Source organism: Microbacterium sp. Y547 (assembly GCF_057669785.1).
The window spans coordinates 274,648-294,245 of the sequence record NZ_JBYHFN010000005.1 but is presented as its reverse complement, the minus strand read 5'-3'; the positions used below and the strand labels follow the sequence as shown (position 1 = coordinate 294,245).

Annotated in this window: 20 protein-coding genes and 1 tRNA gene; 10 read left to right on the top strand and 11 right to left on the bottom strand. The window is 71.2% G+C overall.

From position 1 onward, the window contains the following. Window positions 1–24: 24 nt before the first annotated feature. Together AC25Y0_RS10635 and AC25Y0_RS10630 are read left to right on the top strand one after the other, a co-directional pair. The gene (locus AC25Y0_RS10635; RefSeq protein ID WP_488134627.1) at window positions 25–3,741 is read left to right on the top strand and encodes an AAA family ATPase; all 3,717 of its coding nucleotides are present in this window, start codon (window positions 25–27) and stop codon (window positions 3,739–3,741) included. Further along, window positions 3,731–3,916, top strand: coding sequence for a hypothetical protein (locus AC25Y0_RS10630; RefSeq protein WP_488124141.1), 186 nt, complete (start codon window positions 3,731–3,733; stop codon window positions 3,914–3,916). Before AC25Y0_RS10635 ends, AC25Y0_RS10630 begins: the two co-directional genes overlap by 11 nt. Here the strand turns inward: AC25Y0_RS10630 and mscL are convergent. Genes mscL through AC25Y0_RS10615 form a run of 3 tightly spaced genes read right to left on the bottom strand, consistent with a single transcriptional unit; the run spans window position 3,910 to window position 5,297 of the window. Next, on the bottom strand, window positions 3,910–4,359 hold the full coding sequence (gene mscL, locus AC25Y0_RS10625; RefSeq protein ID WP_488134626.1) for a large conductance mechanosensitive channel protein MscL: 450 nt from the start codon (window positions 4,357–4,359) through the stop codon (window positions 3,910–3,912). The genes AC25Y0_RS10630 and mscL overlap by 7 nt on opposite strands. Window positions 4,360–4,392: 33 nt before the next feature. Further along, complete coding sequence (locus AC25Y0_RS10620) at window positions 4,393–4,683, bottom strand: FmdB family zinc ribbon protein (RefSeq protein WP_488124143.1); 291 nt, start codon at window positions 4,681–4,683, stop codon at window positions 4,393–4,395. Window positions 4,684–4,700: 17 nt separating this feature from the next. Continuing rightward, complete coding sequence (locus tag AC25Y0_RS10615; RefSeq protein ID WP_488124144.1) at window positions 4,701–5,297, bottom strand: 5-formyltetrahydrofolate cyclo-ligase; 597 nt, start codon at window positions 5,295–5,297, stop codon at window positions 4,701–4,703. Between the two features lie 119 nt (window positions 5,298–5,416). Here AC25Y0_RS10615 and galU point away from each other — a divergent pair, with 119 nt between their 5' ends. From galU to AC25Y0_RS10595, 4 genes are all read left to right on the top strand, one after another. Continuing rightward, window positions 5,417–6,304, top strand: a complete 888-nt coding sequence (galU, locus tag AC25Y0_RS10610; protein ID WP_488124145.1) for a UTP--glucose-1-phosphate uridylyltransferase GalU — start codon at window positions 5,417–5,419, stop codon at window positions 6,302–6,304. Window positions 6,305–6,328: 24 nt separating this feature from the next. Next, window positions 6,329–6,958 carry a GNAT family N-acetyltransferase gene (locus tag AC25Y0_RS10605; protein ID WP_488124146.1) on the top strand — a complete coding sequence of 210 codons (630 nt, stop codon included), beginning with the start codon at window positions 6,329–6,331 and terminating at the stop codon, window positions 6,956–6,958. A gap of 131 nt (window positions 6,959–7,089) precedes the next feature. Next, window positions 7,090–7,971 carry a large exoprotein gene (locus AC25Y0_RS10600; RefSeq protein WP_488124147.1) on the top strand — a complete coding sequence of 294 codons (882 nt, stop codon included), beginning with the start codon at window positions 7,090–7,092 and terminating at the stop codon, window positions 7,969–7,971. A gap of 47 nt (window positions 7,972–8,018) precedes the next feature. Next, a tRNA-Ala gene (locus AC25Y0_RS10595) sits at window positions 8,019–8,094 on the top strand. 41 nt (window positions 8,095–8,135) lie between these two features. Here the strand turns inward: AC25Y0_RS10595 and AC25Y0_RS10590 are convergent. The 4 genes from AC25Y0_RS10590 to AC25Y0_RS10575 all read right to left on the bottom strand — a co-directional run bounded on the left by AC25Y0_RS10590 (window position 8,136) and on the right by AC25Y0_RS10575 (window position 11,867). Next, complete coding sequence (locus AC25Y0_RS10590) at window positions 8,136–8,978, bottom strand: metal ABC transporter permease (RefSeq protein ID WP_488134648.1); 843 nt, start codon at window positions 8,976–8,978, stop codon at window positions 8,136–8,138. Between the two features lie 35 nt (window positions 8,979–9,013). Then, window positions 9,014–9,739, bottom strand: coding sequence for a metal ABC transporter ATP-binding protein (locus AC25Y0_RS10585; RefSeq protein ID WP_488134625.1), 726 nt, complete (start codon window positions 9,737–9,739; stop codon window positions 9,014–9,016). Continuing rightward, window positions 9,736–10,650 (bottom strand): metal ABC transporter substrate-binding protein, encoded by a 915-nt coding sequence (locus tag AC25Y0_RS10580; protein ID WP_488124149.1) that lies wholly within the window; start codon window positions 10,648–10,650, stop codon window positions 9,736–9,738. The genes AC25Y0_RS10585 and AC25Y0_RS10580 overlap by 4 nt, the downstream gene beginning before the upstream one ends. 137 nt (window positions 10,651–10,787) lie before the next feature. Beyond that, window positions 10,788–11,867: a Glu/Leu/Phe/Val dehydrogenase family protein gene (locus AC25Y0_RS10575; RefSeq protein ID WP_488134624.1), complete on the bottom strand. Its 1,080-nt coding sequence runs from the start codon at window positions 11,865–11,867 to the stop codon at window positions 10,788–10,790. Between the two features lie 196 nt (window positions 11,868–12,063). On the opposite strand from AC25Y0_RS10575, the gene AC25Y0_RS10570 reads away from it, so the two are divergent. After that, entirely contained in the window at window positions 12,064–12,540 is a 477-nt protein-coding gene (locus tag AC25Y0_RS10570; RefSeq protein ID WP_488134623.1) for a YbaK/EbsC family protein, read from the top strand. A gap of 60 nt (window positions 12,541–12,600) precedes the next feature. On the opposite strand, the gene AC25Y0_RS10565 is transcribed toward AC25Y0_RS10570, so the two are convergent. Further along, window positions 12,601–12,831 carry a hypothetical protein gene (locus AC25Y0_RS10565; protein ID WP_488134622.1) on the bottom strand — a complete coding sequence of 77 codons (231 nt, stop codon included), beginning with the start codon at window positions 12,829–12,831 and terminating at the stop codon, window positions 12,601–12,603. 62 nt (window positions 12,832–12,893) lie between these two features. Next, complete coding sequence (locus AC25Y0_RS10560; protein WP_488124153.1) at window positions 12,894–13,670, bottom strand: IclR family transcriptional regulator; 777 nt, start codon at window positions 13,668–13,670, stop codon at window positions 12,894–12,896. A gap of 61 nt (window positions 13,671–13,731) precedes the next feature. Between AC25Y0_RS10560 and hutH the strand changes: the two genes are divergently transcribed. The 3 genes from hutH to hutI are packed head-to-tail and all read left to right on the top strand — an operon-like array spanning window position 13,732 to window position 18,241. Further along, window positions 13,732–15,318 (top strand): histidine ammonia-lyase, encoded by a 1,587-nt coding sequence (gene hutH, locus AC25Y0_RS10555; protein ID WP_488134621.1) that lies wholly within the window; start codon window positions 13,732–13,734, stop codon window positions 15,316–15,318. A 57-nt stretch (window positions 15,319–15,375) separates the two neighbouring features. Then, on the top strand, window positions 15,376–17,025 hold the full coding sequence (gene hutU / locus AC25Y0_RS10550; RefSeq protein WP_488124155.1) for a urocanate hydratase: 1,650 nt from the start codon (window positions 15,376–15,378) through the stop codon (window positions 17,023–17,025). 31 nt (window positions 17,026–17,056) lie between these two features. Further along, window positions 17,057–18,241, top strand: a complete 1,185-nt coding sequence (gene hutI / locus AC25Y0_RS10545; RefSeq protein ID WP_488134620.1) for an imidazolonepropionase — start codon at window positions 17,057–17,059, stop codon at window positions 18,239–18,241. Here hutI and AC25Y0_RS10540 read toward each other — a convergent pair. Beyond that, window positions 18,233–18,709, bottom strand: a complete 477-nt coding sequence (locus tag AC25Y0_RS10540; RefSeq protein WP_488124157.1) for a SixA phosphatase family protein — start codon at window positions 18,707–18,709, stop codon at window positions 18,233–18,235. The genes hutI and AC25Y0_RS10540 overlap by 9 nt on opposite strands. Next, window positions 18,706–19,593 (bottom strand): arginase family protein, encoded by an 888-nt coding sequence (locus AC25Y0_RS10535; protein WP_488134619.1) that lies wholly within the window; start codon window positions 19,591–19,593, stop codon window positions 18,706–18,708. Before AC25Y0_RS10535 ends, AC25Y0_RS10540 begins: the two co-directional genes overlap by 4 nt. Window positions 19,594–19,598: the final 5 nt, after the last annotated feature.

Below are 19,598 nucleotides of genomic sequence, written 5' to 3'. Positions count from 1 at the left end.
CAGACGCCGCCTAATGTTGCTGACGTGTGGCGAACAAATGGCAACACCGTGATCGGTGACGAGGTGGGTGCGACGGTTGGTCCGGCAGACCTCGGGCTGTCCGACCCCGGCGTCGAGGTGGCGCACGTCGCCGACTCCGAACGCGACCGGCTGCGGCGCGAAGCCGCGCAACTCGGCGGTCGTTCGACGCTTCTGCACTTCACCGACCGCGACGACGCGGGCATCGAGATCACGCAGGCCCACCCCAGCAGCCTTCCGCAGTTCCTCACGGGACGCTCGACGCTGCTGTCGAACCTCTTCCGCGACGAGGTCGCGCTGCGTAACGCACGCCTGGCCGCCGAGCGCATCACGGCCAAGAGCGTCGAGCTGCGCACGACACGAGGCCTCGACACGGTGCACCTCGCCGTCGGCCTCGCCTCGTGGCGCATCGGCGGCGTCGCCTGCACGGCACCCGTGCTGCTGCGCCCGCTCGCGATCCGGCGCCACCAGTCCGACTTCGAAGTCAAGCTGCACGGCCCCATCACCCTCAACCCCGAACTCGCGCGCGCCCTGCGCACGCACTTCGGCATCGAGATCGACGCCATGGCGCTCGCCGCCCTCGCGTATGACGAGGGCATCTTCAAGCCGCAGCCGGTCATCGACCACCTGCGCGCCATCACGCGCGACATCGCGTCGTTCACGGTGCATCCGCGCCTCGTCGTGTCGAGCTTCGGCGATGTCGGGGCGGCGATGGCGACGGATGCTGCGAACCTCGACCACCCCGTGCTGAATGCGCTCGCCGGTCACGTCGGCGACCGGGAGCGGCTCGCGACGCGCGTTTCGGTGCCGACGCGGCCGAACTCCGATGAGCGGCCTCCCGCATCGGACACGCTGCTCCTCGACGCCGACGCCGAGCAGGAGCGCGTGCTCGAGAAGATCGCGGCGGGGCAGTCGCTCGTCGTGCACACCCTTCCCGGCACGGGCGGCACGCAGACCGTCATCAATGCCGTCGGCCAGCTCGTGAAAGACGGCAAGCGGGTGCTCGTCGTGAGCGCGCGCCGCTCGACCCTCGAGGGCGTGCGGCACCGCCTCGCGGGTGTCGGCCTGCCCGGGCTCGCGGTCTCGCCGCGGCACGTGCAGCGCGACCTCATCCGCGCGATCGGCCGCAACGAGAAGGCCGTTCCCCCCAAGATCTCGGACATCGACGACGCGCTCGTGCGCTTGCGCGGTGTGCTGCGCGACTATCGCGGTGCCGTCACGGCGAAGCACCCGACGCTTTCGGTCTCGGTGCTCGACGTCCTGCGCACGCTCGCCGAACTCACGGCCCGCGAGCCCGCGCCCACCACATCCGCGCGTTTCGACATCGGCGCCCTGCAGCGCCTGGCCCCCGTGCGCGCCGAAGCCGCCGCGAAGCTCGCTTCCGCCGCGCGGCTCGGAGAGTTCCGCTTCGGGCCCGACGACTCGCCCTGGTACGGCGTCTCGTTCGACACGACCGAACAGGCCCGCGGTGCGCACGGACTGGCATCGCGCCTGCACCGGCAGGACCTGCCCGCCCTGCTCGAGCGCGGCTACGAGCTCATCGCCCAGACGCGGATGCGCCCCTTCCGCACGGTCGCCGAGCTCGGCGTGTATCTGCGGCTCCTGCAGGGCATCCGCGACTCGCTCGACCGGTTCAGCCTGACGGTGTTCGAACGTCCGCTCGGCGAACTCATCCAAGCGCACGGTCCGCGCCGTGATTCCCCCACCATGACGGGGGCCAACCGGCGGCGGCTGCGGCGGCTGTCGAAGGAGTACATCCGCCCGGGCGTGCACATCGCCGACATGCACGAAGCGCTCATCCGCATCCAACAGCAGCGCACCGAATGGCAGCGGCTCGTCGAATCCGGCGTCGCACCCGAGGTGCCGCTGGGTCTGGGCGACGTGCAGGTCGCGTGGCAGCGTGTCGACGGCGAGCTCGCCGAGCTCGACCGCACACTCGGCCGCTCCGAATCCAACAGTCTCAGAACCCTTCCCGTCGCCGAGCTCGTGCGCACCATCGCGGGCCTGGCGGCAGATTCCGATGTCTTCGACAACCTCGTCGAACGCGCGACGCTGCGCACCGAGCTGTCCCAGCTCGGACTGGGACCCCTGCTGTCCGAGCTGTCGGTGCGCCACGTGCCCGAAGAGCGCGTCGGCGGCGAGCTCGAATACGCGTGGTGGCAGTCGGCCCTCGAGCACCTGCTGCGCAGCGACCGTGGCCTGCTCGGTGCGAATACCTCGGTGGTCGACCGGCTCGAGCGCGACTTCCGGCTCGTCGACGAAGCGCACGCCGCGGCATCCGGTCCGTTGCTCGCGGCCCAGTTGGCGACGCAGTGGCGCATCGGCATCGTCGACGAAGCCGGCGAAGCCACCGCGCTCAAGCGGCTGCTGAAGGACGGTGCCGCCACCCCCGGCCAGCTCTTCGCCGCTGCGCCGACCCTGCTGCGCTCGCTTGCTCCGGTGTGGCTCTCGTCGCCCTACGACGTGCCCTCGATCCCCGACGCGTTCGGGTTCGACGTCGTCATCATCGCGGATGCCGGTGCGCTCTGCCTCGCCGAAGCCGCACCCGCGCTGCGCCGCGCGCGGCAGGTCGTCGTCTTCGGCGACCCCGTGACCCAGAAGCCCACGCCCTTCGGCGTCGCGGCAGTCGTCGGGCACCCCGCTGCCGAAGAGCCCGAGGTTCCCTTCGACGACACGAGCCTGTTCGAGCGCTTCGCCGACATCGTGCCCGTCGAGACCCTCACCCGCAGCTACCGCGCCGGTGGCGAAGACCTCGCCGAGCTCGTCAACGACGCGTTCTACGGCGGCGAGATCCTTTCCTACCCGTGGGCGGGCTCGTACCTCGGCCGCGGCAGTCTGAGCGTCGACTACGTCGAGGGCGGCACGGGCGCCCCCGATCCCGTGAGCGGCGCCGTCGAGAGCCCCGACGCCGAGGTCGCGCGCGTCGTGACGCTCGTCGTCGAGCACGCCATCAACCGCGGCAACGAATCGCTCATGGTCGTCACCGCCAGCGCCAAGCACGCCGAACGCGTGCGCGCCGCTGTCGAACGCGCCTTCGCGGGGCGTTCCGACGTCGCCGACTTCGTCTCGCGCGACACCGCCGAGCCGTTCGCCGTGCTGACCCTCGAGGAGTCGGTCGCCGAGAGCCGCGACCGCGTCGTCTTCTCGCTCGGATTCGGCCTCACCAAGCACGGCCGCGTGCTGAGCGACTTCGGCGACCTGTCGACCCCCGACGGCGAGCGCCTGCTCACGGTCGGCATGACGCGCGCGCGACGCTCCATGGTCATCGTGTCGTCGATCCGGCCCTCGGCCTTCGACGACGGACGCCTCGAGCACGGCGCCGCGACCTTGATGGGGATCCTCGGCGGAATCGCCGCGCGCTCGCGCGATGCCCGGCTCGAAGACCTCGCCGACCCGCTCACCCTGGCCCTCGCCCGCGAGCTGCGCAGCCTCGGCATCGCCGTCGACGTGCACTACCGCGGAACCCTGCCGCTCGTCGCGCAGTACAACGGCAAGGCCGTCGTCGCCGAGAGCGACCCCGAGACGATCGGCGAATCGCTGCGCGAGGCCCTGCGCCTGCGCCCGCAGATCCTGCGGCGTCTGGGCTGGCACTACGTGCGCGTGCACTCGTTCGACCTGTACAGCGACCCCCGCGCCGTCGCGACGCGCATCGCCGAACTGCTCGGCGTCGCACCCGAATCGCCGCGCGCTGAGCAGCAGACGCAGCCGATCGATGTCGACTGACGACGACCGTCAGAAGCTCGTGCGGGTGCCCGGCTCCCGTCGGGTCAGGCTCACGCCCGTGCCGGGGACGACGGACGAACCGTTGACGCAGGACGAACCGGATGCCGCGGCATCCGGTTCGCCCTCAGGCCCGAACGACGAGCGCATGCGCCAGGACGTCCCCCCGCACTACTGACGCGGTGCGTCGCCTGCGGGAGGAGTCGAAGAGACCTGGACGCCTGTCTGGCGCTCGAGGAGATCGCGGATCTGGACGAGGAGCTCGGTCTCGGTGGGAGCCGGCGGCTCTTCGTCGACGCCGGCCTTGGCCGCCTGGACCTCTTTCCACTTGTTCATGGGGTACACGAACACGAAGTAGACGACGACGGCAATGGCGAGGAAGCTGATGAGCGCGTTGATCAGATTGCCGATCGGGAACGTCACGGTGCCGCCGTAGAGGTCAGGCACGGGAAAGCCGATCGCGCCGTCTTCCTGGGGCTTCCAGAAGATGGCGAGCAGAGGCGTGATGATGCTGTCGACGATGGCTGTCACGACGGCGGTGAACGCCGCTCCGATGACGACCGCGACGGCAAGGTCGATGACGTTGCCGCGCATGATGAAGTCTTTGAAGCCCTTGATCACGAGGTCTCCTTTGAGATTGTCGGCTTCCGCCGGTTATGAGCCCGTCGCGGCGGGGGAGGACTTTGCCTCCGGCTTCGATGATGCCGAAGATGACGCGGAACCGGAAGACGACCCGGAGTCACCGGAACTGCTCGCCGTGCTGCTGGACGCACGCGAGTCGGTGCGGTAAAAGCCCGAGCCGTTGAAGGTCACCCCGATCGAGCCGTACTCCTTGCGCAGGGATCCGCCGCACTCGGGGCATTCGGTGAGGGTGGGGTCCGCGAAGGACTGGACGGCATCGAAGCGGTGATTGCACTGCTTGCAGGCATAGGCGTAGGTGGGCATGGGTGCTCTCGGATGGGTCAGTGTCGCTCGAGGGACAGGGACAGGGTGCGGGTGGGCGTCACGACGCCCGAGACGGGCTGGTCGAGCTCGTCGAAGGGAACCTCGTCGAGCACTTCGGTGTCGTAGACGACGGCGTAGACAGGCGGACGGCGCTCCATCGAGCCGAGCGTCTTGTCGAAGTATCCGCGGCCCCAGCCCAGTCGCATCCCGTCGAGCGACACGGCCGCGGCGGGGATGATCATGAGGTCGACATCGTTGACGGCGATCGGTCCGAGCACGTCGCCGACCGGTTCGGGCATGCCGAACAGTCCTTCGGCGATGGGGGAGTCGGGGGTCGACACCGACCAGTCCAGCAGGCCGTCGGCGCGGGTGATGGGCAGCAGGACCCGGATGCCGCGGGCCACGGCGGCGTCGACGAACTCGCGCGTGCCGGGTTCGGTCGGTGTCGACAGGAAGCACGAGACGCTCGTCGCGCCGAGTTCGGACACGAGGGCGTCGAGCTGTTCGCGGATGCCGTGGGCTGCGGCATCCCGTGCGCTGTCGGAAAGCGTCTGGCGACGCTCGCGCAGGTCGGCGCGCAGGGCGCGCTTCGCGTTGACGAGGTCGGGAGCCATGCCCCGAGTCTAATCGCGGTGCTCGCGCCCCGGCCGGAGGCGGGCGGCTGAGCGAAGCGCTCATCCGCTTTCCGAAGCGGGGAGAGGGCTGTGTCGGACGCGCCGGTAGAGTAACGAACATGTCGCAGAAGACTTTCAAGGCCGTCATTCCCGCTGCTGGGTTGGGGACGCGTTTCCTCCCCGCCACGAAGGCGATGCCCAAAGAAATGCTGCCCGTCGTCGACAAGCCGGCGATCCAGTACGTCGTCGAAGAGGCCGCGAGCGCCGGCATCGACGACATCCTCGTCATCATCGGGCGCAACAAGAACGCGATCTCGAACCACTTCGACTCGGTGCCCGAGCTCGAGGTCAGGCTGAAAGACAAGGGAGACGACGAGCGACTGCGTCGCGTTCTCGAATCCAGCGACATCGCCGACATCCATTTCGTGCGCCAGGGCGAGCCCAAGGGGCTCGGCCACGCCGTGCTGCGTGCCCGCGCCCACGTCGGCGACGCGTCTTTCGCCGTCCTCCTGGGCGATGACCTCATCGACGAGCGTGACGAGCTGCTGACGCGCATGCTCGCCGAGCACGAGCGCACGGGCGCCGCGATCATCGCGCTCATGGAGGTCGAGCCCGACAGCATCCACATGTACGGCGCCGCGGCCGTCGAGCACACCGGCGATGACGATGTCGTGCGTGTGACGGGCCTCGTCGAGAAGCCCCCGCGCGAAGACGCACCCTCGAACCTCGCCGTCATCGGGCGCTACGTGCTCGCTCCGTCGGTGTTCGACGTGCTCGAGCACACCGAGCCGGGCAAGGGCGGCGAGATCCAGCTCACCGACGCGCTGCAAGAACTCGCGGCCGACCCGGACGGACCCGGCGTATACGGCGTCGTGTTCCGCGGGCGCCGGTATGACACCGGCGATAGGCTGGATTACATCAAGGCCATCATGCAGCTCGCGGCCGACCGCGAGGATCTCGGTCCCGAGCTGCGTCCATGGATCAAGGACTTCGCGGCGACGCTCTGATCGCCGCCGAGTAGGGGGAGTCGGATGGATCTCACGACTCCGCGAGCACACGGGCCGATCTCTGTGCGACTTGTGCGTCAGCGCGACGCTCGCACGCTGCAGAACGAACTGCTCAGCAACCGCTCGTGGTTGCGCCCGTGGGAAGCCACGAACCCCGATGGCGCCGTGTCGTTCGACATGCGTCTGGGCGTCCGCCGGCTGCTGCAGCAGTATCGCGACGGCTCCGGGGTGCCCTTCGTCATGGAGTACGACGGTGAGATCGCCGGACAGCTCAACGTGTGGGGGATCGCGCGCGGCTCGCTCGCGACCGCGACGATCGGCTACTGGGTGAGCGAGCGGTTCGCCGGCCTCAACATCACGCCGACGTCAGTGGCGCTGGCGACCGACGTGTGCTTCACCGACCTGCGGCTGCACCGCATGGAGATCTGCATCCGCCCTGAGAACGTCGCGAGCCTGCGCGTCGTCGAGAAGCTGGGCTTCCGGTACGAGGGTCTGCGTCGCCGGTACATCCACATCAACGGCGACTGGCGGGATCACTACGCCTTCGCCCTCGTGCGCGAGGACGTGCCCGAGGGCGTGCTGCGCCGCTGGGTCTCGGGTCGCGCCCCCGCCGACGCGGCGACCGTGCCCCCGGCCGACCGCCTGCACGCCTGACCCGCGTCGCCGCACCTCTGTCGCCTCGGCGGCGGCCTCGGCCTCGGCGTGGCAGGTTCGCCGTGCCGGGGTTGGGAAGACACGCGGGGGGATGCGGGGGCGCACGGCCCGCGTCGCTTACCGTGGACGGCATGGGTGGGCAGGTGTTGGGCGGCGGCGTGATCGTGTTGGTCGCGGCGCTGCTGTGGCTCGTCTACCTGTTGCCGAGCTGGCACAGCCGGCGGCAGTACGACGCCGCCGAGCGCAATGCCGTACGCCTCAACCAGGCCCTCCGCGTGCTCGCCGAGACGAGCGAGACACCCGAAGAGGTTCGTCTCGAGCTCACGGCCCGCACCGCTATGGCGCAGCAGAAGCTCGCTCGCCGCGCTCTCGCCGAGCGCGAGCAGGCGGCCCTCGAACACGCGCGCATCGAACTCGAGCGTGCCCGTGACGAGCGCGTCGCCGCGAGGCTCAGTCCCGAAGCCCGTCGCGCCCGCGCGCGCCGCGGTGTGCGGCTGAGCGCCATGATGCTCGGCCTGGCCGGGCTCGGCGTCGCCGGGTGGGGCGCCTGGGCCGTCATCGCGACAGGCGCACAGCTGCTTCTGTGGGTGGGGCTCGCCGCGACCCTCATCGCCGTGCTCGTGCTGCAGCGCATGGCGCGTGTCGGCGCACGCGCCGTGACCCGTGCCGCCCACGTCGCTCGGGAGCGCGTCGCCCTAGACATGCAGGACGTCGAGCTCGAGCGGACCCGCCGCGAGTGGGCGCCGCGTGAGCTTCCGCGTCCGCTGACCGCATCGGCCGGCTCCCGCGCCGCGGCCGTGCTCGACGGCGAAGACGCGCGTGAGGCCCTGCGCCTGGCCGCCGTCGACGAGGCGATCCGTCAGCGCGCCGCCGCGCAGCGCCCGACGTCGATCGAGTCGGCGCGACCGCAGCGCGCGGCATCCGCGGAGTACTCCCGCATGGGGTACGTCGACGACGCCGAGATCGAAGCGCACGTGCGCGACCTGCTCACGCGTCGCGCATCCGGTCAGTAGCGCGTTCGTCCGCGACTTCTCAGCGTGATAATCTTGCTGAGGTTTACGGGCCTGTGGCGCAGTTGGTAGCGCGCTTCGTTCGCAATGAAGAGGTCAGGGGTTCGAATCCCCTCAGGTCCACCACACTCGAGAAGGCACCCCCCGTGGGTGCCTTCTTTCGTTGGTCAGCGCGCTGCCGGGGGAGTGAGGATGCCGCGGGCCGGGCGCCGGCGCGCGGAGCGCCGCCGACCGAGCAGGCCGTGCCGCGGGCTGAACACCCAGACGAGGCCGAAGACGACGCCCTGCACGAGCACGACGAGGCCGCCGGACGCGGCATCCACCCAGTAGCTCAGGTAGATGCCGACGACGGCGCTCGCCGCCGAGAGCAGGGGTGCGAGCAGCAGCATCCGGCTGAAGCGGTCGGTGAGCAGATACGCCGTCGCACCCGGGATGATGAGCATCGCCACGACGAGGATGACGCCGACGACCTGCAGGGCGACGACCGAGGTGAGCGCGATGAGGCCCAGCAGCAGCGCTCCGAGCAGTCGCGGGTTCAGGCCGATCGCGAACGCGTGCGTCGCGTCGAAGGCGTAGAGGGTGAGGTCGCGGCGCTTGACGAGCAGGATCACGAGGGCGACGGCGGCGAGGATCCCGATCTGGATCAGGTCGGCCGTGCTCACCCCGAGGATGTTGCCGAAGATGATGTGGTTGAGGTCGGTCTGGCTGGGCGTGACCGAGATCAGCACGAGTCCGAGGGCGAACAGCGTCGTGAAGACGATGCCGATCGCGGCATCCTCTTTCACTCTGGTCGTGCCGCGGATCGCGCCGATGAGTCCGACGGCGAGGAAGCCGAAGACGAGAGCGCCGATCGCGAACGGCGCTCCGACGACGTAGGCGATCACGACCCCCGGCAGCACGGCGTGCGAGACCGCGTCGCCCATGAGCGACCAGCCGACGAGCACGAGCCAGCACGACAACAGCCCGCAGACGACGGCGGCGATCACGGTCGTGACGAGCGCGCGCACCATGAAGTCGTACTGCAGCGGTTCGAGGAGCAGATCGATCACGGCTGCTCCTCGATGTTGGTGCCGAATGCGAGGGCGAGGTTGCGGGGAGTGAGCACGTCGGCGACCGGACCGTGCGCGAGCACGCGCCGCTGCAGCAGGATCGCCTCCTCGGCGAGCCGCGCGAGCCCGGCGAGGTCATGCGTCGAGACGAGCACCGTGCGACCCTCGCGGGCGAGGTCCGTGAGCAGTCGCACGATGAGCGCCTCGGATCGCCGGTCCACACCCGCGAAGGGCTCGTCCAGCAGCAGGATGTCGGCATCCTGAGCGATCCCGCGGGCGACGAACGCCCGCTTGCGCTGCCCGCCCGACAGGCGTCCGATCTGACGATCGGCGAGGTCGGTGAGCTCGACGCGCGCCAGCGCAGCGTCGACGGCGGTGCGATCGGCGGCGCGCGGTCGCCGGGTGAGGCCCATATCGCGGTAGCGGCCCATCATGACGACCTCGCGCACCGAGACGGGGAAGGTCGGGTCGATGTCTTCGGCCTGCGGCACGTAGCCCAGACCGCCCCGGCGCCGGATGACGGCAGGATCGGCACCGTCCAGAAGCACGCGTCCACGGTCGGGGCGCAGCATCCCCGTGATCGTCTTGAACAGGGTGGACTTGCCCGAGCCGTTCGTGCCGATGAGGCCCGTGACGAGCCCGGGCCGGATCACGAGCGAGACGTCCTCGAGGGCCGGCACGTCGCCGTACCGCACGGTGACGTCCTGCACGTCGATCGTCATGACCGGCCGCCTGTGAGCCCGTCGATGATCGTGCGGGTGTCGTGGCGCAGCAGATCGAGGTAGGTCGGCACGGGGCCGTCGGGCTCGGACAGGGAGTCGACGTAGAGGGTTCCGCCAAACGCGGCATCGGTCGCCTCGACGACCCTCTGCATCGGTGCATCCGACACAGTCGACTCGCAGAAGACGGCGGGAACGTCGTTGTCGCGGACGAACTCGATCGTCGCGGCGATCTGCTGCGGAGTGGCCTGCTGCTCGGCGTTGACGGGCCAGATGTATTGCTCGGTCAGGTCTGCGTCGCGCGCGAGGTACGAGAACGCCCCTTCGCACGTGACGAGCGATCGGTGCGCGTCGGGAAGCTCGCCGAGCGCGTCGATGAGCTCGTCGTGCACCGCCTGCAGTTCGGCCTTATAGGCCTCGCCGTTCGCCGCGAAGGCCTCGGCGTGCTCGGGGGCGAGCTCGGAGAAAGCCGGCACGATCGCGTCGACGTACATCTGGGCGTTGAGCGGGCTCATCCACGCGTGCGGATTCGGCATGCCGGCGTAGGCGTCGTCGGTGATGTCGATCGTGTCCACCCCGTCGCTCACGACGAGGTGGGGGGCGTCTGCGGACTCGACGAACCGCTCGAACCACGCCTCGAGGTTCAGCCCGTTGTCGAGGATGAGATCGGCCTCGGATGCCTTGGCCACATCGCGCGGCGTCGGCTCGTAGCCGTGCACCTCGGCGCCCGGCTTCGTGATCGACTCGACGCGGATGTGGTCGCCCGCGACGTTCTGCGCGATGTCGGCGAGCACGGTGAACGTCGCGAGGGCGACCGGACGGTCATCGCTCAGGTCGACCGTCGACGCACAGCCGGTGAGCGCGACGAGCACCGCGGCGGCGGGGACGGCGATCGCGCGGGCACATTTCGGCATACCGAAAACTTAGAACTTCGGTGGACCGAAAACAACTCGGCGGGGCGAAGCGTGCGCGTTCCGCGGCCCACCCCCACAGAAGGGGAACGCCCCCTGTCAGTGACGCGCGGGCGTCGCTGACAGGGGGCGCAGCCCGACTACGAAGCGGTGTTGACGAACGCGGTGCGACCGGCGGCGAGCCGTTCGGCGGCGAGGGCCTCCGCGGCGGCGAGCGGGGTGACCCCGCGCGACTCGGCCTCGTCGAAGATGCGGCGCACCGTGTCGCCGATCGCCGAGACGCGGTCCATGATCTCGGTGCGCGTGCCCATCTGCTTGGCCTCGAGGTCGAGGTAGATCACACCGCCCGCGTTGACGACGAAGTCCGGCGCGTACAGGATGCCGCGCGCGGCGAGCCGGTCGGCGCCTTCGCGACGTGCGAGGGGGTTGTTGGCGGGGCCGCAGACGGCCTTCGTGTCGAGCGCGTCGATGACCGCATCGGTGAGGAGGCCGCCGATGCCGGCCGGCACGAAGACGTCGGAGGTGATGAGGTGCTCTTCGCCCGGGGTGGCCCAGTGCGCGCCGAGCTCGCCGGCGAGGTTCTGCTTGGCGGGGTTCACGTCGGTCACGGTCAGCATCGCGCCCTCGGCGGCGAGGCGCACCGCGAGGCGGCTGCCGACCTGGCCGAGGCCCGAGATCGTGATGCGGCGGCCAGCGACGTCGGCGGTGCCCGTCACGCGCTCGAGTGTCGCGCGCAGCGACTCGTAGACGCCCAGGCTCGTGGGGCCGGCGGGCTCGCCCGAGCCGCCCCCGGCTTCAGGGAGGCCCACGACGTGCGCCGTGCGCTCGCTGACGACGAGCATGTCCTCGGTCGTCGAGCCGACGTCTTCCGCCGTGCGGTAGAGGCCGTCCATCAGCTCGACGGCGTCGCCGAGATCGAGGAATGCCGCGCGGCGACGTTCCTCGTCGAGGATGACCCCCTCGGGCAGAGCGATGACCGACTTGCCGCCGCCCGAGTCGAGCCCGGCTGCGGCGTTCTTGAGCGTCATGGCGGCCGACAGCCGAAGCGCGTCGCCCAGGGCGTCGCTCCAGTGCGGGTAGGTCCACAGGCGTGCGCCGCCCAGCGCCGAGCCGAGCACAGAGGAGTGCAGTGCGACGGCGATGAACAGCCCGCTGCGTCGCCCCGTGGTCACCTCCACGCGCTCGTGAGTGAAATCGGGCAGGGGCAGAGTGTGCGTCATCGCGATCTTCTTTCGGCGGGCCTTATGGGCAGTGCGCTGGTGAGTGCCGCGGCTGTGCGGCATCCGTCACCATTGGACCACCGATGTGCGGATCGTTCAACCGAGGCGCGGCGAGTTCAGCACATCGACAAGCGCGGCGGGCACCGGGTGTCAGCGGGGTGGGCACTGTGCGTGCGGTGGCCTCTAGGCTGGGGCGGTGACCGAGCACCTGCACCCCCGAAGCCGAATGGTCCACGATGCCCTCCGCGCCGCGGGCGTCGAGGGCGAGATCGTGGTTCTTCCTGACGCCGCCTCGACCGCCGCGCTCGCCGCCGCGGCCCTGGGAGTGGAGGTCGGCGCGATCGCCAACAGCCTCGTGTTCTGGTCGGACGACGAGCCCCTCCTCGTCATGACGAGTGGCGCGCACCGTGTCGACACCGCGGCTCTCGCCGAACGGCTGGGTCGCGGCAGCATCGTGCGGGCGACAGCGCAGCAGGTGCGGGATGCGACGGGGCAGGCGATCGGCGGCGTCGCACCGACCGGGCACCCGGCCCCCCTCACGACGATCGTCGACGAAGATCTCGCGGCGTTCCCCCAGATCTGGGCCGCGGGCGGCACGCCGCACACGGTCTTCCCCCTGACCTATGACGAGCTCGTCGCCCTGACGGGCGGACGGGTCGCGAAGGTCGACTAGGGGCTCCACCCCGCGAATGCGGTGACCGCCCGGCGCGATTCGGCCGGGCGGTCACCGGAATCAGCTGCGGGTGGCCGCGACGGCGAAGCGCAGCGTCGCCGCGACGGGAGAGCCGTCGACCAGATCGCGGCGCGGCGCGGCGCGCACTCGGCCGCCGCTGCGCAGCACCCGCGCGGCGATCTCGTCGACGAGCGGGGTGGCATCTTCTTCGCGCTCGACCTGGCCGAACTCGTCGATCGTGCCGGTCGCATCGAGGAGTCCGGTCTGGTCTGGGGTCTCTTCGGGCGTCATGCTTCGACGCTATGCATGACCGCCGAGGACCCCCAAGGGGCTGCACGACATGCGTGTCCGCGCTATCCGACGCGCCCGATCCGTCGCTCCATCTCGCGCGCCGCGTTGGCGGCGTGAGCCGGGTCGGGAGCCGTTCCGTCGGCCGGCCACGTCACGGCGATCGCGGCCGCGGGCCACCCGGCGTGGTCGCGCACGACGACGCCGATGGACTGCAGACCGAGGGTGACCTCGCCGTCCTCGGTCGCCCACCCGCGCTCGCGCGCTTCGCGCAGCACGTCGCGCAGCTCGCGCGGTCGATGGGGGCCCCGGCCCGTGCGGTCGGCGAAGGCCGCGGCATCCGGATACAGGGCTCGCACCTGCTCGCGGGGGAGTGCCGCGAGCATCGCGCGGCCCGTCGCGGTCAGGTGCGCGGGCAGCCGCACACCGACGTCGGTCACGAGGGCGGGGCGCCGGGGAGCGCGCTCCTCGACGATGTACAGCACGTCGCGGCCGTGCATGACGGCGAGATGCGCGCTCTCACCGACGCGATCGACGAGGTCGGCGAGCACAGGGCGGCCCACCCGGGCGAGCGGCTCCTGGCGCGCATAGCCTCCGGCGAGTTCGAACGCCGCGATCCCGAGCCCCCACCGCCGCTCTTCGGGCAGGTGCACGACGAAGGCGTGCTCCTGCAGGGTCGCGAGCAGGTGGTACACCGTAGAGCGGGGCAGGTCGAGCGCCGTCGCGATCGTCTGGGCAGGCACGGGACCGCGCTGCTTCGTGAGGTGCGCGAGGATCCGCAGCGTCTGATCGGCGGCGGGCACCTGGGGCCGGGGGCCTCGGGGCACGGGTTTGTCTGGCATGACAGACACAGCTTGGCATACGCCACCGTTGCCTGCGAGGGACGGGGTGTGGAATCAAGCCATGAGTTCTGTTGTGGTCGTGGGCGCTGCGCCCCTCCTGCCCGAAGACGTCGTCGCCGTCGCGCGCTACGGTGCCCGCGTCGACCTCGACACCGCCGCGATGGAGCGGGCGGCGGCATCCCGCGCCCTCATCGAAGGACTCGCGGACGATCCCGAGCCGCACTACGGCGTCTCGACGGGCTTCGGTGCACTCGCGACGACGTTCATCGCCCCCGAGCGCCGGCGCCAGCTGCAGGCGAGCCTCATCCGCTCGCACGCGGCGGGAACGGGCGCCGAGATCGAGACCGAGGTCGTGCGTGCACTTCAGCTGCTGCGGCTGCAGACGCTCGCATCGGCGCGCACGGGCGTGCGGCCGATCGTCGTCGAGACGTACGCCGCCATGCTCAACGCGGGCATCACGCCGATCGTGCGGGAGTACGGCTCGCTCGGCTGCTCGGGCGACCTCGCGCCGCTGTCGCACGTCGCGCTCGCCGCGATGGGAGAGGGAGACGTGCGGGTGGCCGGCAGCGGCGCGGCCGACTCCGAGATCGTGCCTGCCACCGAAGCCCTCGCGGCGGCGGGGATCACTCCGCTCGAACTGCAGGAGAAAGAGGGCCTCGCCCTCATCAACGGCACCGACGGGATGCTCGGGATGCTGCTGCTCGCCCTGCACGACCTCGGGACGCTGCTCGACACGGCCGACCTCGCCGCAGCGATGTCCGTCGAGAGTCAGCTGGGGACCGATGCCGTCTTCGCGGCCGACCTCATGACACTGCGGCCGCAGCACGGCCAGGCCGTGTCGGCTGCGAACCTGCGCGCCCACCTCGCGGGCTCGTCGATCGTCGCGTCGCACCGCGACCCGGCCGTGTGCACCCGTGTGCAGGACGCCTACTCGCTGCGCTGCTCGCCGCAGGTGCACGGCGCGGCGCGCGACACGCTCGACCACGCCGCGTTGATCGCGTCGCGCGAACTCGCTTCGACCGTCGACAACCCCGTCTTGACGCTCGACGGGCGCCTCGAGTCGAACGGCAACTTCCATGGCGCCCCGGTCGCGTACGTCCTGGACTTCCTCGCGATCGCCGCCGCCGACGTGGCCTCGATCTCGGAGCGGCGGACCGACCGTGCGCTCGATCCCGCCCGCAGCAACGGCCTGCCGCCGTTCCTCGCGCACGAGGTCGGCGTCGACTCCGGGCTCATGATCGCGCAGTACGCCGCGGCGGGGATCGTGTCCGAGCTCAAGCGGCTCGCGGTGCCGGCATCGGTCGACTCGATCCCGTCCTCGGCGATGCAGGAGGACCACGTCTCGATGGGGTGGGCCGCAGCGCGCAAGCTGCGCCGCGCGGTGGACGGCCTCGCCCGGGTGCTCGCGATCGAGCTCGTCACGGCGGCGCGGGCCCTCGACCTGCGCGCGCCGCTCGAGCCCGCACCCGCGACGGGTGCCGTCCGCTCGCTGCTGCGCGCATCCGGCATCGCCGGGCCCGGGCCGGACGCCTTCGTCTCACCCGACATCGAGACCGCGACCGGGCTCGTCCTCTCGGGCGCCGTCGCCGAAGCCGCATCCCCTCACTCTGAGCGGGCGCTCTCGCACGGACAGGACGCCGCCGAGTGAGGATGCCCCGCCTGAGCCAGAACACCTGTTCCGACCACACCGACCGAGGAGCACGCCATGACTGACACCCGCACCATCCGCGCCGCGCGCGGGCCCGAGCGCACCGCGAAGAGCTGGGGCGCCGAAGCCGCCAAGCGAATGCTGATGAACAACCTCGACGCCGAGGTCGCCGAGCACCCCGAAGACCTCGTGGTCTACGGCGGCACGGGCCGCGCCGCCCGCTCGTGGGAGGCCTACGACGCGATCGTTCGCACGCTCGACGAACTCGAGCCCGACGAGACGCTGCTCGTGCAGTCCGGCAAGCCCGTCGGGGTGTTCCGCACGCACGACTGGGCGCCGCGCGTGCTGATCGCCAACTCGAACCTCGTGGGGGATTGGGCGACGTGGCCCGAGTTCCGCAAGCTCGAAGAGCTGGGTCTGACGATGTACGGGCAGATGACGGCGGGGTCGTGGATCTACATCGGCACGCAGGGCATCCTGCAGGGCACGTACGAGACCTTCGCCGCCGTCGCGCGGTCACTGGGCCGCGACGACCTCGCCGGCACGCTCACCCTGACCGGCGGATGCGGCGGAATGGGAGGCGCGCAACCTCTTGCCGTCACCCTCAACGGCGGCGCCGTGCTCATCGTCGACGTCGACGAGTCACGCCTCGCGCGCCGCGTCGAGCACGGCTACCTCGACGAGTACACGACGGATCTCGACGCGGCGGTCACGCGCGTCCTCGCTGCCCGTGAGGCGGGCGAGGCACGGTCGGTCGGCGTCGTGGGCAATGCCGCCGAGGTGTTCCCCGAGCTGCTGAACCGCGGCATCCCGATCGACATCGTCACGGACCAGACGAGCGCACACGACCCGCTGGCCTACCTGCCCGTCGGCGTGCCGCTGGACCAGTGGCGGGCCGAAGCCGAGCGCGACCCGGCCGGGTTCACCGAGCGCGCCCGCGCGTCGATGGCGGCGCAGGTCGCAGCGATGGTGGGCTTCCAGGATGCCGGTGCCGAGGTGTTCGACTACGGCAACTCGATCCGCGCCGAGGCGCAACTCGGCGGGTACGAGAACGCGTTCGCGTTTCCGGGCTTCGTGCCGGCGTACATCCGCCCGCAGTTCGCCGAAGGGCGCGGGCCCTTCCGCTGGGTGGCGCTGTCGGGAGACCCCGAAGACATCCGCAAGACCGACGAGGCCGTCAAGGCGCTCTTCCCCGACAACGCGGGGCTCGTGCGATGGCTCGAGAAGGCCGGCGACACCGTGCACTTCGAAGGGCTTCCGGCCCGGATCTGCTGGCTGGGCTACCAGGAGCGCCACCTCGCGGGGCTGAAGTTCAACGAGATGGTCGCGTCGGGCGAGCTGTCGGCGCCCATCGTGATCGGCCGCGATCACCTCGACGCGGGCTCGGTCGCCTCGCCGTACCGTGAGACCGAGGCAATGGCCGACGGGTCGGACGCGATCGCGGACTGGCCGCTGCTCAACGCCCTGCTCAACACGGCATCCGGTGCATCGTGGGTGTCGATCCACCACGGTGGCGGTGTCGGCATCGGCCGCTCGATCCACGCGGGGCAGGTCACCGTCGCCGACGGCACGCCCCTCGCCGCCGAGAAGCTCGCCCGTGTGCTCGTGAACGACCCCGGCACGGGCGTCATGCGCCACGTCGACGCGGGATACGAGCGGGCGGTCGAGGTCGCGCGCGAGCGCGGGCTGAACGTGCCCATGCTGTGATGGCCGCGAGCCCGAAAGAAAGGCGACTGCCGTGACGACGACCCTCATCACGAACATCTGCGAACTGACGACGAACGTCGAGGAAGCCGGTGACCCCTGCGGCACGCTGCGCGATGCGGCCGTCCTGATCGAGGACGGCGGCATCGCCTGGGTCGGCTCCGCCGCCGACGCCCCGTCCGCGGCGTCGCTGTCGGCGGGCGGGGGCGACGTGGTGGATGCCGGGGGACGGGCAGTCCTCCCCGGGTTCGTCGACTCGCACACCCACCTCGTCTTCGGCGGCGACCGCGCCGACGAGTTCGAGGCTCGTATGACGGGCGTGCCGTATGCCGCGGGCGGTATACGGCGGACCGTCGCCGCCACCCGCGCCGCGACCGACGACGAGCTGCGCGCGCGCCTCGCCGGCTTCGCCGACGAGCTGCACGGCCAGGGCACGACAACGTTCGAGGTCAAGACGGGCTACGGGCTGTCGGTCGCCGACGAGGAGCGCCTGGCCCGACTCGCGGCCGAAGTGACCGATGAGGTCACCTTCCTCGGCGCGCACGTCGTGCCCGCCGAATACGCCGACGACCGCGACGCCTACGTCGACCTCGTCTGCGGCGAGATGCTCGCCGCGTGCGCGCCGCACAGCCGCTGGATCGATGTCTTCTGCGAGCGCGGTGCCTTCACGCCCGCCGAAGCACGGCGGATTCTCGCGGCAGGCGTGGACCGCGGACTCGCCCCCCGCGTGCACGGCAACCAGCTCGGCCACGGCGAAGGCGTCGCCGTCGCGGTCGCCGCCGGTGCAGCCTCGGTCGACCACTGCACGTACCTGAGCGACGAGGACGTCGCGGCGCTCGCGGCATCCGGAACCGTCGCGACGCTGCTGCCCGGCGTCGAGTTCTCGACCCGGCAGCCGTACCCCGACGCGCGCCGCCTCATCGACGCCGGCGTCACGGTGGCCCTCGCGAGCGACTGCAACCCGGGGTCGTGCTTCACGAGCTCGATGCCGCTCATGATCGCGCTCGCCGTGCGCGAGATGGGGATGTCGCCGGCTGAAGCCGTCTGGGCGGCGACGGCGGGCGGCGCGCAGGCTCTGCGCCGCACCGACGTCGGCGTCATCGCTCCCGGAATGCGGGCCGACCTCGCCCTGCTCGACGCCCCCACGCGGGTGCACCTGGCCTACCGGCCCGGGGTGCCGATCATACGTGCGGTGTGGAAGGACGGCGTCCTACTCTGAGCGCGGCGTGCTCCAGGTCCAGTCCTCGGGATCGATGCTCGTCGCGATGTCCCAGTCGTCGGTGTCCCACCGGAAGGTCGCGACCGCGCACGTCGGCATGTGCCCGATCCCGCCGCCGGACAGCTCGCCCGCGAGCGTGCTGATGCCCGGATCGTGCGCGACGACGATGACCGATCGGGCCCCCGACTCGGCCGCCGCCCGCAGCAGCACCGGGGCGGGGGCGCCGTAGAGGCGCTCCTGCTCCTCGACCGGCACACCCATCGCGCCGCTGAAGAAGTCGGCCGTCGTGGACGCGCGCAGCGCCGTGCTCGACAGGATCGCGTCGACCCGCAGGCCCGTCGCCGCCAGCCGCGCCGCCATCAGCGGGGCATCCCGCAGACCGCGCGCGTTGAGCGGACGGTCATGGTCGTCGAGGTCGGGAGAGTTCCAGTCCGACTTGGCGTGCCGCACGAGCACGAGGTGCGTCATGACGACACCCCGGCGAGTCCAGCGAGCAGTTCGAGCACGCACAGTGCTGCAAGGCGCACGGTGCGCGCATCGTCGGCATCGCCCGTCGCGTCGACCTCGACGATGTCGGCCGAGCGCACTCGCCCGTCGGTCGCGACGCCGCGCACGAGAGCGCGCAGCTCCCAGGCGGCGAGGCCGCCCGGCAGCGACGCGGGACACCCCGGTGCGACCGAGCGATCGCACACGTCGACGTCGATATCGAGATGGATGCCGCCATCCTCGGCACCCGCGACCTCGAGCGCATGCGCCACCACCTCGGCGAGGCCGCGGCGGCGCACGTCGTCGAGCGTCACGACCGTGATGCCGAGGTCGGCGGCGCGACGGGCGTAGGCGATCGAGTTCGCGAAGTCCGCGATGCCGATCTGCACGATGCGGCGGGCGTCGAACCCCGACTCGACGAGCCGGCGCACGGGCGAGCCGTTCGAGACGCCGTCGCGCAGATCGAAGTGGGCGTCGAACGTGATGAGCCCTGACGCACCGGCGCCGCGCGCCACCGCATACGTGATCGAGTTGTCGCCGCCGAGGGCGACGACCCGGCGAGAACGCTCCGCGAGGGCGTGCACGCGCGACTCGGTCCGCTCCTCGCCGCCGGGCCCGTCGGGGTCGTCGATGTCGCCGCCGTCGACGACGTCGAGCACGGTCAGATCGACCGGCGGCGGTCCCATCAGAGTCGGGCTGTACCGCCGCAGCGCCTCTCGCACGGCGGCCGGAGTCGCGGCGGCTCCGGTCGGTGACAAGGACGTGGCGTGAGCGGGGACGCCGAGGATCGCGGCATCCGTCATCTCATCAGCGGCGGGCGGCCAGTCGCCCGCGCGGGGCCAGAGGGGATCGTGGGAGAGCGCCATGCCCA

Excerpts from the sequence above, each read along its gene's own strand:
- AC25Y0_RS10630 (WP_488124141.1), top strand. The coding sequence starts at position 3,731 with ATGTCGACTGACGACGACCGTCAGAAGCTCGTGCGGGTGCCCGGCTCC.
- AC25Y0_RS10620 (WP_488124143.1), bottom strand. The coding sequence starts at position 4,683 with ATGCCCACCTACGCCTATGCCTGCAAGCAGTGCAATCACCGCTTCGAT.
- AC25Y0_RS10615 (WP_488124144.1), bottom strand. The coding sequence starts at position 5,297 with ATGGCTCCCGACCTCGTCAACGCGAAGCGCGCCCTGCGCGCCGACCTG.
- galU (WP_488124145.1), top strand. The coding sequence starts at position 5,417 with ATGTCGCAGAAGACTTTCAAGGCCGTCATTCCCGCTGCTGGGTTGGGG.
- AC25Y0_RS10605 (WP_488124146.1), top strand. The coding sequence starts at position 6,329 with ATGGATCTCACGACTCCGCGAGCACACGGGCCGATCTCTGTGCGACTT.
- AC25Y0_RS10600 (WP_488124147.1), top strand. The coding sequence starts at position 7,090 with ATGGGTGGGCAGGTGTTGGGCGGCGGCGTGATCGTGTTGGTCGCGGCG.
- AC25Y0_RS10590 (WP_488134648.1), bottom strand. The coding sequence starts at position 8,978 with ATGGTGCGCGCGCTCGTCACGACCGTGATCGCCGCCGTCGTCTGCGGG.
- AC25Y0_RS10585 (WP_488134625.1), bottom strand. The coding sequence starts at position 9,739 with ATGACGATCGACGTGCAGGACGTCACCGTGCGGTACGGCGACGTGCCG.
- AC25Y0_RS10580 (WP_488124149.1), bottom strand. The coding sequence starts at position 10,650 with ATGCCGAAATGTGCCCGCGCGATCGCCGTCCCCGCCGCCGCGGTGCTC.
- AC25Y0_RS10575 (WP_488134624.1), bottom strand. The coding sequence starts at position 11,867 with ATGACGCACACTCTGCCCCTGCCCGATTTCACTCACGAGCGCGTGGAG.
- AC25Y0_RS10565 (WP_488134622.1), bottom strand. The coding sequence starts at position 12,831 with ATGACGCCCGAAGAGACCCCAGACCAGACCGGACTCCTCGATGCGACC.
- AC25Y0_RS10560 (WP_488124153.1), bottom strand. The coding sequence starts at position 13,670 with ATGCCAGACAAACCCGTGCCCCGAGGCCCCCGGCCCCAGGTGCCCGCC.
- hutH (WP_488134621.1), top strand. The coding sequence starts at position 13,732 with ATGAGTTCTGTTGTGGTCGTGGGCGCTGCGCCCCTCCTGCCCGAAGAC.
- hutU (WP_488124155.1), top strand. The coding sequence starts at position 15,376 with ATGACTGACACCCGCACCATCCGCGCCGCGCGCGGGCCCGAGCGCACC.
- AC25Y0_RS10540 (WP_488124157.1), bottom strand. The coding sequence starts at position 18,709 with ATGACGCACCTCGTGCTCGTGCGGCACGCCAAGTCGGACTGGAACTCT.
- AC25Y0_RS10535 (WP_488134619.1), bottom strand. The coding sequence starts at position 19,593 with ATGGCGCTCTCCCACGATCCCCTCTGGCCCCGCGCGGGCGACTGGCCG.